Origin of the sequence: Hephaestia mangrovi (assembly GCF_019880555.1) — a bacterium.
Taxonomy (GTDB): domain Bacteria; phylum Pseudomonadota; class Alphaproteobacteria; order Sphingomonadales; family Sphingomonadaceae; genus Sphingomonas; species Sphingomonas mangrovi.
The window spans coordinates 34,336-47,873 of the sequence record NZ_JAINVU010000010.1 but is presented as its reverse complement, the minus strand read 5'-3'; the positions used below and the strand labels follow the sequence as shown (position 1 = coordinate 47,873).

Below are 13,538 nucleotides of genomic sequence, written 5' to 3'. Positions count from 1 at the left end.
CCGATACCGGACAGGGCAGAAACCGCGAACATTGCCGACATTCAACGGTCGAAGCTGGCCCTTTGATAGCGGTCCTCCGTTCATGCCGCACTCAAGCACCGAACGGCGAATCCGGCGCGGTTCAGTTTCCAGCGCACGACATGATCTGCAAGGCCCAGCTCACGATGGCGGTGGAAGATTGATGCCGAGATCATTTCCAGTCGAGTCAACGAGACGCGCGCGCCATTCATCGCACCGTGCCTATTTCGGCGTAGTGTAATATTGTAGGTGCCGCTGAGACCGTAACCGCCCCAAAAGGAGAGCGGCGGATGATCTACAATGTTCAGGCACTGCGGGCCTGGGCGGCAACGATCGTGATGTTCGTCCATCTCGAAACGCTGCTCCGGCCGCTGCACGACGACGTGTCGCATTATCTGGTCGCGGGCCAGGTCGGCGTCGACCTGTTCTTCGTCATCAGCGGCTTCGTGATGGTGCATACCATGCGCCGCAAGCCGGTTTCCGCGGGTGCCTTCTTCCTCAATCGGATCATTCGCGTGGTGCCGCTATACTGGCTGCTCACGCTGGCGGTCTTCGCGATCGCAATTGTCATGCCCTCGCTGCTTCAAGCGACCCGCGCCAGTCCAGCCGAGCTCGTCCGGTCGCTATTGTTCATTCCCTTTGTCAAATCGAACGGCTTGGTCGCGCCTGTTCTGTTTGTCGGATGGACGCTCAATTACGAGATGTTCTTCTATCTGCTGTTCACGATCGCGATTGCGCTGACCGGACGAAGGTTGGACGCCACCGTGTCCGCGACGATTGCGATGATCGTCGCGCTGAACATTGCCGGCCAGCTCTGGCATTTGAAGAGCACGCCCTGGAATTTCTTCACCTCGTCGCTGATGTTCGAGTTCGCGTTCGGCATGCTGTTGGGATGGCTGCAGCCGTGGCGCGCTCCGGTGCCGGTGCGATGGAGCCTGTCGGCCGGCGCCGTCGCCATGGTCGCGCTGATCGCCGGTCCGCTGCTATGTCCGGCCGTGCCGGCATTTTGCCGCTCGGGCATACCGGCGGCGATCATTGTCTGGGCGGCGATCTCGGCCGAAACACAGGGGGTCCGGCTCGACAATCGCTGGGTGCAACTGGTCGGCGCGGCGAGCTACTCGCTCTACCTGACGCATCCCTTTGCGCTTCAGGCATTCGGGCATGTCAGCGCCCGGATCGGTCGGCCTGTCATTGCGCTGGTGCTGACGCCGGTTGCATTGGCGACCGCGATCGTCATCGCGATCATCGTTCATCGCTTGATCGAGCGCCCCATGACCGATTGGCTGCGTGCCAAATCGCACCACCAATTGCCGGTTGTCGAGAAGGCCGAGCCGGCTGTCGTTGGGATCGATAGCGGCGATGGACACGGTGGAGCAGCAGTTTGAAATCCGGTTTTACAAGCTCCGTTCGCCAACTTTTGCTTGCTCGGTCAGTCGACCAGTGGGTTTCGGGAACGCTATGGTGACATCGGAGCAGCAAGATCTGGGTCGGAAACGGTCAGATAATAACGCCGACATTGCCGACGTTCGATCGAGCCAATTCCTAACCGAACGCGTCGGCCTTGGCCTGCGCTCTCGACCGGTAGACTTTCTTCCCGATCCGCTCGGTCTTGAGCGATGAGAAGAAGCTTTCCATGGCGGCATTATCCCAGCCGTTGCCCGATCGGCCCATCGAGCAGGTGACGCCGTTGTCCGCCATAAGGCGCTGGAACTGCTCGCTTGTCTATTGGCTGCCCTGATCCGAATGATGCAGCAGGGCATCCGGTTTGCCGCGCCGCCAGATCGCCATGATCAGCGCATCGGTAACGAACTGGGCGGTCATCGCGTCGCTCATCGACCAGCCAACCACCCGACGCGAGAACAGGTCGATCACCGCGGCAACATAGAGCCACCCTTCAGCGGTCCAGATATAGGTGAAGTCGGCTACCCATTTCTGGTTCTGCCTGTCCACCGTGAACTGGCGATCGAGCACGTTGCCGGCGATGACCGAACGTTCGCCCTGATCCTTCGGCAGCCCACGAAGGCGTGGCCGTGCCCGCAGGCCCTGCTGACGCATTAGCCGTTCGACTCGATGCAAGCCGCAGGAAATGCCTTCGGCGAGCAGATCGTGCCAGACCCGGCGCGCGTCGTATGTGCGGTAGCTGGTGACATGGCTGGTCTTCACCCTGGCGGCGATCATCTCATCGTCGCAGGCAGGCTGCGACGGTGCCCGGTTGAGCCAGGCATGAAAGCCGCCGGCGCGACGATGATCCCCCGGATCATCATCTGCTCCGCCTCATCCCGTCGGTGCTTCGCGATGAACATGAACCTCATATCGAGTCCTTCGCGAAGTAGGCGGCGGCTTCAGCGGCGAAATGATCCCCAGATCATTTCTTGACCCGCTTCAGTTTAGGATGTCTCGTTCTACCTTCAGCTTCACCACTTCGCGGCGTAATCGATCGATCTCCAACTGCTCGGCCTCATCTGCCCGTGACCGGGAAAGGCATGCCCCGGATCGGCGGCAAACTTATTCACCCATTTGCGCAGCACGTTCTCGTGTAAATCCAGGTCGCGGGCCGCCTCGGCGATCGTTACGCCACGCTCCCGGACCAATCGCACCGCCTCAAGCTTGAACTCGCGAGCGAACTTCCTTCTCTGCATTGATGACCTCCGATAGCTGAAACCACCTTATCTCGGTGTCCACCAAACCGGCAGCAGGCCACTCTCCCGTCCCCGTGGTGACCAGGCTTGGCATTCTTAATTTTGAGAGCGGTAAGCGTGGACATAGCGGCCGATCCTTGCCCCTCATCCGGTGTCGGATGGAGCGGAATTTATTGAGGCCAACAGGAGCGCCAGTTTGCTATGAAGAAGTAAGTATTCAAAGACTTAGACACGTTCTGATCCCTCCTGGAACGCCCCCTTTGCCGTCACCCTCTCCGCCACTCAACATTCGATGGTTATTGGCTTACACGATTTGTGCGGATGCCAAATCTCCGGATCAAATAGCCGCAGCCCCAGGCGAGGTGCATGATCATTGCTGCAGGTCCCGCGGCAGCGGAGCACAGCGATCGGGACCGTATGGCGATCGCGCCGCCAATTCCCAAGCAAAGTGCCGCCCAACCGATCAGGGGGACGAGGAAAAGCGGAGATAATGGCGCACCGAAGATAGCGAGGAGCAGCGCGATGGGGACCGCGAGCGGCGCCATCTGGCGGAGGCGGGGCCGAAGCCGGTGCAGCACGATGGTCTGGGCCCGTCCCTTGCCGTAACCATAATATTGTCGCCACAGTGCGCGCGGGGTGCGGCGCGGGAAATAGGTGATCGCGCAAGCCGGCTCGAGCCAGATGCGGCCTTCTGTCGCCAGGCGGCAGTCCAGCTCGGCGTCCTCATTGTGGGACATCGCCTCGTTATAGCCGCCGACACGTTTGAAGGCGTCCACCGCCATCAGCGCGTGGTGGCCATGTTCGACAAACTGCCCGCGCCCGATATGGCGGTGCGCCGATCCCCCCGTTCCCAGTAGTGAATTCTGCGCCGCGGCACAGCCGATCTGGAAGCAGCCATGCCCTTCGGTGACCATCGGCACGACGACCGACACCACGTCGCGCCGCGCCGCCGCCTCGACCAGTCGCGAGACATAGCTTTCCGGATAGCGGCAATGCGCATCGACGCGCACGAACCAGCGTCGATCGCCCGCGTATGTCGCCACGGCGCGATTGACGCCAGCGCTTTGGAGGCGATCCGGATTGTCCATCAAAACGACATTGGGATAGTCGCGCGCCACCTCGGCAACGATCCCGCGACTGCGGTCCGAACTGCCGCCATCGGCGACGACGATCGGCGCATCGGGGCTGTCGCGAAGCAGTTGCGCGAGCAGCGACGGCAGGTGCGCCGCCTCGTTGAGGCACGGGATGATGATCAGCGGCGAGTCGCGCATCAATGGCGAGTCCGTGTGAGCGCGGTCATCAAGTGCTCGCAATCCCTCCGGTCGGCGATCAGATCGCGTCGCGGGATCGCGGCGACGTGATCGCGTAGCGCCGCGTATCGGCGCGGATCGAGCCCCGCGAGCACATTCGCCAGCGCGTCGAGGTCGTCATCGACGACGAGACCGGCATCGTGGCGATCGAGCCATCGCCCGGTTTCGACCGAGCGGAGCGCGATCGGCACCGCGCCGAACGTGGTCGCTTCGTACAGTCGATTGGGTAGCAGCCAGCGCGAGTTGAGCCCTTCCTCGAAATAATCGATCGCCCAGGCGAAGTGGCATGACGCATACAGGGCCGGCAGGTCCGCTGGCTTGTAGGGGCCGCGATAGGTGAACCCCTCAACTCCCGCGACCTGCGACTCGAAATCGGGAAATTCGGCGGGCGAGGCGCGGCCGGCGATCAGGACGCGCACGAAGCCGTTCGCGCGGTTCACCAGTTCAGCCAGCCGAGCGAAGGTCTTCTTGCAGCGAAGCATCCCGAACCAGCCGATCACCCAGGGCGGCTGCGCGGCGACCGGCGCCGGGGATGGCGGCGCCCCCTCGAGGGCAAGGACCTTGTTCTCGACCAACAAACGCGGCGCTTGAAGCGTCGGCCGATGGTCGAAATAATCGCTGATAAAGGCCGGCGACGACGACAGCAGCAGGTCGACACGCCGCAGCAGCCGTGCCTCTGCCGCTTGGATGAGCCGCGCGGGAAGCGACGTCCCGAGTAGGGTCCGGTGGATGTCGAGGCATTCGTAGACGAGCCCGGCACGCGGCAACGCTCGCTTTACCCTCGCCGCCAGCGCCAGCGCTTCGAGATTGCGCCCGATAACGACGTCGGCACCGGCGGTGGCATCGAGCATCCGTCGCGGGCGGCCCAGATTGCCGACTACCGCCGCCGCCCGCTGAGCTAGTTGGGCATCGCGCGTCCGACCGAGATCGATAACCGGCGCCCCATCGACGGCATGGGTTACGCTGTCGCCACGACGGAACCCCAGCACGATCGGATCGCCCCCGGCGGCGTGCATCATGCGAACGCGCCGCTCGACCGCCGAATCGTTCACGTCATGGACGAAATAGGCGATCTTCATGTCGAGGCCCGCATGGCGCGCTGGAACGCTTTGGTCATGACGTGCGTCTCACCTTAATGCTGCATTGCGGCATTGAATGCTCCAGTTTAGGGTCGACGGCAAATGCGGTGGCGAGATCGGGCGCAATGACGGCGAGCAGGGTTTCAGATCAACGCATCTCCGCGATCGGTGGGACCAAGCGGCCTGCCTGCGCGGCGAACGGCCGCGACTGGCCGACAATAGGCGCTACATGACGGCTCTCCCGAATGTTGCACTGCGGGCAGATCAGAATAATGGCTTCGAAGGATTGCGCCGAATGAGCCGCGACACGATCGGTTTCATTGTCCCGACATTCAATCGTGCAACAATGATCGGCGACACGCTGGATGCGATCCTACGCCAGGCTCGGCCGCATGACGTGGTGCTGGTCGCCAATGACGGGTCGAGCGACGATACCGCGGAGGTCGTCGCCGGCTATGGTCCGCGTGTTCGGATGCTATCGCTCGAGAATGGCGGCAAGTCGCGAGCGCTCAATCACGCCCTGGCGACGCTCGATACCGAGTGGGTGTGGATCTGTGACGACGACGACATTCTCGCCGACGGCGCCGTCGACGCCTTGATCGCCGCCGCGACGCGGACCGGCGGCGATTTTGTGTTCGGATCGTTCGGCCGTTTTCAGGATGGCCAGCCACCGAGCGGTGCCCTCGGCCCCGGCTATTGGCCGAAGCTCGATCGGGGGACGATCGACCGTCACCTGCTGGAGGATTTCTTCATTTTCCAGAATGCCTCGCTGGTGCGGCGCGCGCTCTACCAGCGCGCCGGCGCATTCGACGAAACGCTGCCGCGCTCGATCGACTACGACATGGCATTGCGACTGAGCGCGCTCAGCGACCCGGTCTTCGTCGACCGCGATATCTTCTACCAGCGTCAGCATAGCGGCTTGCGCGGCCCGTCGAGCCACCGGCACAGCGCCGAGGACATGGTCTCGGTATGGACCGAGACCGACATCCAGATTTTCGCGCGTTTTCGTGACGACGCTACGCTGCCACGCTTCGAGGCGCCCTATCAAGCCGGCGAATCTTGGGAACGCGCACGTGCCGGCCGTCTGCTGCGGGCAACCGTGATGGCGCGTCACGGACATCTCGAGCAGGCACGCCGGGATTGGCACGCGGCATCCTCGATCCGCCCAAATATGTTGCTCAGCCGGGTCGAACGCGAGACGCTGGGTCGTGTGCTTGCCGGCAAGTTCAACGCTGCTCAGGCGCCGACGCCGCACCTGATGACGATGCTGCGGGCCATGCAGAGCGGATCGGCGCTGGAACAACAAATGGCCGCAGCGATCGTCTCGGGCGGCATGTGGCGCATGCGGCACGGCGATGGCGATTATCGGGCGAGTCAGTTGGCGTTGATGCGCGAGGGCAATCGCAGCCTCGCAGCGTCGGGGCTCGATTACGTCATGAAGAAAATCGCCCCGGGCGATCGCCCCAGCGCACTCGGCGAACGCTCGGCAACGATCGTCACGGTCCCCGAATCGGTCGCTTGACGGTGTAGCGCCTACGCCCGGCGCGGGCGCAGCTTGCCGCCTACGTGACAGATTTCCTGCCATAATGGATGCTGGAACAGGATCAGCGAGACGCCCTGTGCCACCGCCATCACCAACCCGGTTCCGATCAGCAGCCGCCAATCCGTGGCTCCGGAGGCCTCTAGCGCGAGCAGCGCCATGGCGGTGATGGCCAATGGGACGAGCGCCGCGACGAGACTGCGGCGCAAGCCGAGCAGATATTGGCCGATGTCGAGCCCAGCCACCCGGCGCGCGGCGTCGAGCGCCTGAGCGAGGCTGATATAGCTACTGACGGCTAGACCAACGGCGATTGCGGTCAGCCCCCAATGCGCGAGCGTGACGACGGCAATCGCGCGCACGGCCATGTTGATCGCGCGGATGCGGAGCAGCAATCCGGGCCGCGACGCCGCCAGCACCATCGCCGAGGTCGGCGAAGTCAGCGGCCAGACCACGAACCCGCAGGCCAGCGCCCGCATCGGCGCCGCTGCCGCGATCCATTGCTTGCCGAAGATCAACGGCACGATCAGATCGGCGGTCAGCGCGATGAATCCGAAAAACGCGACCGAGAGCGTGAGCAGCATCCGGCTGCTGATCGTCAGCGTCCGCACCGGCCCGACTCCCTGACGATTGTCGGCCGCGATACGCGCGTTGAGCAACGGATCGATCGCGCGCGACACCATCTGCGAGTAGATGCGCGAGATCATGTTGGCGCGGCCGAACAACGCGCTTTGACCGAGCCCCGCGAGCACGCCGATCAGCATCGGCGTGACGTTGCTGTTGATCATGTTGAGTACATTGGCGCCGACCAGCTTGCCCGAAAAGCCGAGGATTTCGCCCATTCCGCGAAAGCTCGGGCGCCACAGGAAGTATCGCCTACCGACCGCCAGGAACGCGATGCAGGAGATGATGCCCGAGGCGAGTTCGGCATAGGCGAGCCCCATGTACGACCAGCCGAGCCAGACGAAGAGCACCTGGAGGATCGATAGCGAGCCGTTGCGCGCGATCATCACCAGGCTGATGAGATCGAACCGTTCCTGCCGGTTGAGCATGGAATTGATCGGCTCGAACGGCGTGTAGAGCGCCATCTGCACCGCCATCACCGCCGCCACATCGGCGACGCCTTCATTGCCGTACATCCAGATCCACAGCGGCCGACCGAGCAGCAGCACGGCACAGACCGCCGCCGTCTGCAGAATGGTGAGACCGTAAACCGATCGTCGCGCCTCGCGATCGATCGATTTGGCGTAAACCAGATACTCGCTGGTACCGGCTAGCTGGAAGGTGCCGAGGATCGCCGACATCGCCATCGTCACGGTGAACACGCCGAGCTCGTCGGGCTGCATCATCCGCGCGACCAGCACGGACGCGACGATCGCCATCGCCGCCGACACCCATTGCGTCCCGAGCGTACTATAGACGTTGCGGCGCACCCGTCAGCCTCCGTTCGCCGTGGCGGGGGACGGCACCGTGCTCGCACGCGCGCGGCTGTTCCAGCGCAGATAGCGCGCGACATCCCGGCCACGCTCGATCATGCCGAGCTGCCCGTCGATCCGGCGCAGCCGCCACGCCTCGCGAAAGGCTCCGGCGAAGACTAGCGCCTCGATATCCAGGCGCCGATATTCGTCGATCAGCGATTCGAACGCGCGCCGCGCCCGGCCGGTATAGCGGCGAGCGATTTCATTACCGTACAGCGACAGCGGCCGCGCCGCCTCGCGCTTCGTCACCGCGAAACCCAATGCGCTGTCCTCGACGTGGAACACGACGTCGGGGGCGGCATCGTAACAGATGCCGCCATCGGCGAGCAGCCTGGCATAGAACCAGCTATCCTCGCCGTAGAGGCACTTGTAACGATCGAAAAAGCCACCGAGCTGTTCGAAATGACTGCGCGATACGATCACGCAGCTCGAGTGCAAGGCATCGATCATCGTTTTAAGATGTTGTCCGTCAGTGCCGTCCTCGATCGAATGCGTGCCGGCGAGCCGATGGGTTGCAATGATGTTGGGGCGAAGGCCGCCGCTCTCCGGCGCGTCGTAGCCGCAAACATAGGCGGTTGCCGAACTCTCGGCGATCAGGCGCAGACCGGTTTCGATGTGGCTCGGTCGCCATTCGTCATCCGCATCGAGGAACGCGACGTAGGCGCCGACACTTTCGCTGACGCCGCGATTGCGCGCCGCGCCGGGACCGGCATTGACTTGGCGCACCACACGCACGCCGCGACTCTTGAACGGCTCTACGACGTCGATCGACCCATCGCTGCTGCCGTCATCGACGACGACGATCTCGCGCGGCGGCTGCGTTTGCGCCAGCACCGACTCGATTGCCCTGGCGATCGTTCGCCGCTTGTTGAACAACGGGATGACGGCCGAGACGTCGCTCATTGCAGGCGTCCGCCATTGGCGCGTGCGACGCGCGACAGTCGTTCGAGCAACTGCTCGCCGAGTTGCTGTCGGCGCGCCGGCTCGCTGAGATAGGTCGGCGCCTCGACGACTTGCGCCAGATCGCGGGCGGCGCCTTCCACGAGCTGGCGGTCGACGCGCTCGGCCAACGATCGCGGCCCCGGCAGTTTGCCGAGCCGGGTGACGCGCGCGATCTGTCGCTTGCGCCAGTCACGCCGCGCTTCCCACCCTTGCCTGGCGCGGAACCGGACAGCATTGCGATAGGCGGCCTGCGCCGCTTCGAGACTGCTGTCCGCGCCGAAATAGTTCTCGCCATGAAGACCGCGCAACCGATCTGCCAGCCAGTCGTCGGCCGAAGTCGAGCGGATCATGCGCGGCTCGAACGGCAGGCCGACGGTAAGCAACCAATCCCACCATTTGAAGCTGCTCACGCCGCGCGTCGAGGCCACCGGCACCCATGGCGTGCCGAACGTATCGGCGATGATCGCGGCGTGCATCGATTCGGCGATGACGCGGTCGGCGCTCCTGATCGCATCGATCACCGCGCGACACTCGCCGCGTGGATCGACCACCGCGACCCCGGCGAGGCGCGCCGCTTCGATCAGGCCCCGGTCATGCATCGATTCGTGGTGCGGAATGAAGATCGCTCGCCCTGTCTTCGCCGGCGCCTCGCCGACGCTGTTCGTAAAAGGGAGCAACAATGCGCCGTCTGCCAGTCCCTTTTCGGCCGGCAACCCCAGCGCGGCGGCGCTGAGCGGCCCGCGAACCGACGCGATTTCGAGCGCCTGGTAGCCACGCAGATTGTCGAGATTGCTGTATCCCACCCCGCTCGAGAAGATCGTCACTCGATCATGGTGCGGCAGCGGGTTGCCGATGATCGTGCCGATGCCGAGAAACAGGTGTGCGCTGTCGTCGCGCCACAGATCGGCAGCCAGATCGGTCCACAGCCACGCGTTGAGGTCGTCGCCGAAATTGCCTTCGGCGGATCGGTAATAGTGCAGCTTCATCACGCCGTCCGCTCCGCCATCCGGCGCGTCGAGCGGTCCGCCGCCGACGACGCGAACAACTGCGCGAGATCGCGTTCGACACGTCTCCACGACAGCGCCGAGAGGTCGGGCGTCGCGCCGGCGGGCAGGCGCCGCACGTGCCGGGCAAAGGCGGCGAGGCGCTCGGGCGTCAGGCGGCCGTCGTAGAGCTGGACCCAATCGTGACCGACGAGGCGGGCGAGTTCGGGCATCGATCCCAAGGCCGGGACGAGTACCGGCCGGTGGCGCGACAAGGCGTGGATCGCCGATCCGCTGTTGAGGATCGCGCGATAGGGCAGCACCGCCCCGTGTGCCGTATCGAGCGCTCGCTCGATATCGCTTTCTTCGAGGAAGTCGGCGCCGAAGCGGCAGTCGACCGACGCCACGCCGGTCGCCCGCGCAGCGAGCGCGTCGGCATAATCGGAGTCGAGCTGTTTGCCGATGATCGTTGTCAGCAGGCGCTCCTGCGACAGACCGGCGGCGGCGTCGATCAGCTCCTCGATATTCTTGTACGGACGCACCTGGCCGAAATTGAGCAGCCGCACCTCCTCGTCGTGAGCGGGCGGCGTAAAGGGGCGCGAATCGCTGCCGCCTTCATAGATGCCGTGTCTGGTGACGACGGCGGCGCGCCCCTTCGCCGCGGGATAGCGCTGCTCGACCAGTCGCCGCGACGTTTCCGAAAGGTAGACGATCGCGTCGAGCGACCGCACGAAAGCATCGGGCACGATCTCGTGCCTGGCGCCGTCCTCATGTGGCGCGACATTGTGCGCCACCCAGACGAGACGCGTTCCGCGCATCAGTCGTGCGATCCGGAAGCGGAGCAATTGGGCGAACGCCTTCTTGCGGCTGGTGAGGCTCATGAACAACGTCGGCCAGTGGAGGATCACCATATCCGTCCGCAGCAGCTCGCCGAGCGACCAGCCCATCGGCACCGGATCACCCCCCGCTGCCGCGATCGCGCGTGAGAACCGCTCAACGAAGCTGTTGAACGGCGTGTCGACCGGATCGATCGCGACGATCGGCCGGGTCATGCTTGATACCGTGTCGCCCAGCCCAAGCGGCTCGGCAGAGACGTTCGAAGGTCGATCGGGAGCGAATTGTACGCGTGCGTCTCCATGAGGCGCGGCTCTGACGACGGGAGGGCAGGATTGTCGAGCCGCACAGAGACGATCCGCCCCAACCATGCGGCGCACTCCCGAATTTGATGCGATGCAGCACGATCCAGCAGACCGCTACGGAGGGCGTCGCAATGGCCGCTAGCGAACATAATCATGGCTATCCCCCTTGCTTCGACGCACCAATTATGCGGCGCCGCAGCATCGGACGCCAGTGGGGTCGTTCAGGCGGCCCTGACCAGCGCCTCGCGAACCTTTCGCAGGCCATGGCGCAGATCGATGCCACGGACGCCCTTCCCGCCCGATGCGTGAAGGTCTTCGATAAATCGCCGTGCCCACATGCGGTTCACGACATTGGATTGCTTGTGGGTCACAAGCTTGGCGGGTTCGGCCCGCTCCGACAGCGTCACGTCCATGAACGCGGCGATACGCGCGACGGCCCCGGCGATGTTTTCGTGGATATCCTCGAACGTCACCTCCATCCAGCGGCAACCGCTCGTCGCCAGGGCGAATTGCCACCGCGCGTTGTGATCGATCAGTTCGCGCAGGCAGGCATAGATTTGTGCGAAATTATAGGTCGGTTCGATGCCTTTTGACGGCTGTCCGTCGATCCACACGCCGGTCTGCTGGGCAATGGCGTACGAAATCGCCTGTTTCAGAACGTCGCTTCGTCTGATCGCCACGAAGAAGGGATCGGGCAGCCGCTCGCGCAATCGATCGAAGCCGCCGACCGCGTCGAGATGGCTCCAATGGCATTTGATACTGAACACACCGTTCGGCGTGGTCCGTCGGCGCATCAATTCACTGAGCACGTCATCGGTGCCGACAACGCCGAGTTGCTCTCGCCAACGCGCGAGGTTACCCGGGTTGAGATACTCGAACGGCGCGCCGAAACAGCCCGTTTCGATCAGCGAATGGCCGAGCATGTGACTTCCGGAACGGGGCGTCGAGGCGATCACCAGCGTCTTGGCGGGCACCGCGGCTACAGGGGAGTCGAACTTCGTCTCGAACTGGCTTTCGTATAGTGCCACGCAAGCTCGTCCTTTTCGATTTGGCGCTGCCCGGAGTGAAGAGTGGCGCCTCACCGGAGGTCTGCTGTCAACGTCGCGGCGACGACGCGCGCTCTGCGCGAGCCGATCCGAATGGCGAAGCCTGTGCAGCGGCCGCGGCGTCCTCTAAGAGCGACCCCGCCCGTGATGTGCCGAGGATCCGAGATGGCAGCAGAAGCGATCTGCGTGATAATCCCCGCCTTCAATGCCGAAGCAACGATAGCCCGCGCGATCCGTTCCGCACTGGCACAGCAGCCCGTTGGCGAAGTGATCGTCGTCGATGATGCGTCGACTGACGATACCGTCGCCGCGGCGCGGCGCGGCGACGATGGCTCGGGTCGGCTGCTGCTTGTCGAACTCGCGACGAACGCCGGTCCGTCGGCCGCACGGAATGCGGCGTTGGCGCGGAGCCAGGCGCCATTCGTTGCCGTACTCGACGCCGACGACTATCTCCTGCCGAATCGGTTCGAACCGTTGCTCGCCATCCCAGATTGGGATCTGATCGCCGACAACATCCTGTTCGTGCGCGAGGGCCGGGCGGAATCTTCGCCCTCCCCGCCCGACGGTGATCGGCGCCGCCCCCTTCATTTCGCCGAGTTCATCGAGCGCAACATCTCGAAGCGCGGCCGCAATCGCGCCGAGCTCGGCTTTCTCAAGCCGCTGATGCGCCGTTCGCTGCTGGATGATCTCGGCTTGCGCTATGACGATACCGTCAGGTTGGGAGAGGATTATCTGCTCTACGCCGCCGCGATGGCCAAGGGCGCGCGGTTCGTTCTTGCCGAGCGCTGCGGCTATGTCGCGATCGAGCGCGCCGGTTCGCTGAGCGGGCGACACCGCACCGCCGATCTCGCGGCGCTGATGACCAGCAGCCTGGCCCTGGCCGACGATCCGGCGATTCCGCTGGCCGATCGACGCCTGTTGCGACGCCACGCCCTTTCGATCCGCGCCAAGCTGGACCATCGGCGATTTCTCGACGACAAGCGGCAGACCGGATTGGCGCGCGCCACGCTGTCCAGGCTCAAGCATCCTTACCGACTTGCCGGCGTCGCACTCGATGTCTTGCGCGACAAGCGCGAGCTCTCCCGGGCGGCGGCGCAAGCGGCCGACTGTCGAGCCCTTTTCGATCGGGGTGAATTCGACTGATTCGGCCGTTGCCCGGCAAGCGGGATGGGATTTCGCGCGCTTATTGTGCACCGCCGAAGAGAAAAATCGCCAATTGGCGCAAAATCGTCGCGCCGGCCGCCCATTTCGCCGCTTTTGCCTGCGCGACGGGCGGTGCAATGGTTAAGCATTCGTCAACGCTGCGGCGCCGTGATCGGCGCGGCGCGTGAGACCAGTTCTTCGTCAATCTATAGGGGTTAGGTATT

10 protein-coding genes and 1 pseudogene are annotated in these 13,538 nt (G+C 64.1%); 3 read left to right on the top strand and 8 right to left on the bottom strand.

Translation table 11 applies throughout. The annotated features are described in order from the left end of the window. Positions 1-308: 308 nt before the first annotated feature. A complete protein-coding gene (locus K7G81_RS16635; RefSeq protein ID WP_223031956.1) occupies positions 309-1,403 on the top strand; it encodes an acyltransferase family protein in 1,095 nt (364 codons plus the stop codon). Positions 1,404-1,560: 157 nt separating this feature from the next. Here the strand turns inward: K7G81_RS16635 and K7G81_RS16630 are convergent. The 3 genes and pseudogenes from K7G81_RS16630 to K7G81_RS16620 all read right to left on the bottom strand — a co-directional run bounded on the left by K7G81_RS16630 (position 1,561) and on the right by K7G81_RS16620 (position 5,046). After that, positions 1,561-2,657: pseudogene (locus tag K7G81_RS16630) on the bottom strand (IS3 family transposase). 296 nt (positions 2,658-2,953) lie between these two features. Beyond that, a complete protein-coding gene (locus K7G81_RS16625) occupies positions 2,954-3,928 on the bottom strand; it encodes a glycosyltransferase family 2 protein (protein ID WP_223031955.1) in 975 nt (324 codons plus the stop codon). Then, on the bottom strand, positions 3,928-5,046 hold the full coding sequence (locus K7G81_RS16620) for a glycosyltransferase family protein (RefSeq protein ID WP_223031954.1): 1,119 nt from the start codon (positions 5,044-5,046) through the stop codon (positions 3,928-3,930). The genes K7G81_RS16625 and K7G81_RS16620 overlap by 1 nt, the downstream gene beginning before the upstream one ends. Before the next feature lie 295 nt (positions 5,047-5,341). On the opposite strand from K7G81_RS16620, the gene K7G81_RS16615 reads away from it, so the two are divergent. Then, positions 5,342-6,568, top strand: a complete 1,227-nt coding sequence (locus tag K7G81_RS16615) for a glycosyltransferase family 2 protein (RefSeq protein WP_255587218.1) — start codon at positions 5,342-5,344, stop codon at positions 6,566-6,568. Positions 6,569-6,579: 11 nt separating this feature from the next. On the opposite strand, the gene K7G81_RS16610 is transcribed toward K7G81_RS16615, so the two are convergent. The 5 genes from K7G81_RS16610 to K7G81_RS16590 all read right to left on the bottom strand — a co-directional run bounded on the left by K7G81_RS16610 (position 6,580) and on the right by K7G81_RS16590 (position 12,153). Next, complete coding sequence (locus K7G81_RS16610) at positions 6,580-8,016, bottom strand: oligosaccharide flippase family protein (RefSeq protein ID WP_223031952.1); 1,437 nt, start codon at positions 8,014-8,016, stop codon at positions 6,580-6,582. Positions 8,017-8,019: 3 nt separating this feature from the next. After that, positions 8,020-8,964: a glycosyltransferase family 2 protein gene (locus K7G81_RS16605; protein ID WP_223031951.1), complete on the bottom strand. Its 945-nt coding sequence runs from the start codon at positions 8,962-8,964 to the stop codon at positions 8,020-8,022. Continuing rightward, positions 8,961-9,989 (bottom strand): polysaccharide pyruvyl transferase family protein, encoded by a 1,029-nt coding sequence (locus K7G81_RS16600; protein ID WP_255587231.1) that lies wholly within the window; start codon positions 9,987-9,989, stop codon positions 8,961-8,963. Before K7G81_RS16600 ends, K7G81_RS16605 begins: the two co-directional genes overlap by 4 nt. Continuing rightward, positions 9,989-11,038: a glycosyltransferase family protein gene (locus tag K7G81_RS16595; RefSeq protein ID WP_223031949.1), complete on the bottom strand. Its 1,050-nt coding sequence runs from the start codon at positions 11,036-11,038 to the stop codon at positions 9,989-9,991. The genes K7G81_RS16600 and K7G81_RS16595 overlap by 1 nt, the downstream gene beginning before the upstream one ends. Before the next feature lie 308 nt (positions 11,039-11,346). Beyond that, positions 11,347-12,153, bottom strand: a complete 807-nt coding sequence (locus tag K7G81_RS16590) for a Stf0 family sulfotransferase (protein ID WP_223031948.1) — start codon at positions 12,151-12,153, stop codon at positions 11,347-11,349. Between the two features lie 183 nt (positions 12,154-12,336). Between K7G81_RS16590 and K7G81_RS16585 the strand changes: the two genes are divergently transcribed. Next, complete coding sequence (locus tag K7G81_RS16585) at positions 12,337-13,314, top strand: glycosyltransferase family 2 protein (protein ID WP_223031947.1); 978 nt, start codon at positions 12,337-12,339, stop codon at positions 13,312-13,314. Positions 13,315-13,538: the final 224 nt, after the last annotated feature.

What these genes read in the sequence shown, in the direction of transcription:
- K7G81_RS16635 (WP_223031956.1), top strand. Translation starts at nt 309, where the DNA reads ATGATCTACAATGTTCAGGCACTGCGGGCCTGGGCGGCAACGATCGTG.
- K7G81_RS16625 (WP_223031955.1), bottom strand. Translation starts at nt 3,928, where the DNA reads ATGCGCGACTCGCCGCTGATCATCATCCCGTGCCTCAACGAGGCGGCG.
- K7G81_RS16620 (WP_223031954.1), bottom strand. Translation starts at nt 5,046, where the DNA reads ATGAAGATCGCCTATTTCGTCCATGACGTGAACGATTCGGCGGTCGAG.
- K7G81_RS16615 (WP_255587218.1), top strand. Translation starts at nt 5,342, where the DNA reads ATGAGCCGCGACACGATCGGTTTCATTGTCCCGACATTCAATCGTGCA.
- K7G81_RS16605 (WP_223031951.1), bottom strand. Translation starts at nt 8,964, where the DNA reads ATGAGCGACGTCTCGGCCGTCATCCCGTTGTTCAACAAGCGGCGAACG.
- K7G81_RS16600 (WP_255587231.1), bottom strand. Translation starts at nt 9,989, where the DNA reads ATGAAGCTGCACTATTACCGATCCGCCGAAGGCAATTTCGGCGACGAC.
- K7G81_RS16595 (WP_223031949.1), bottom strand. Translation starts at nt 11,038, where the DNA reads ATGACCCGGCCGATCGTCGCGATCGATCCGGTCGACACGCCGTTCAAC.
- K7G81_RS16585 (WP_223031947.1), top strand. Translation starts at nt 12,337, where the DNA reads ATGGCAGCAGAAGCGATCTGCGTGATAATCCCCGCCTTCAATGCCGAA.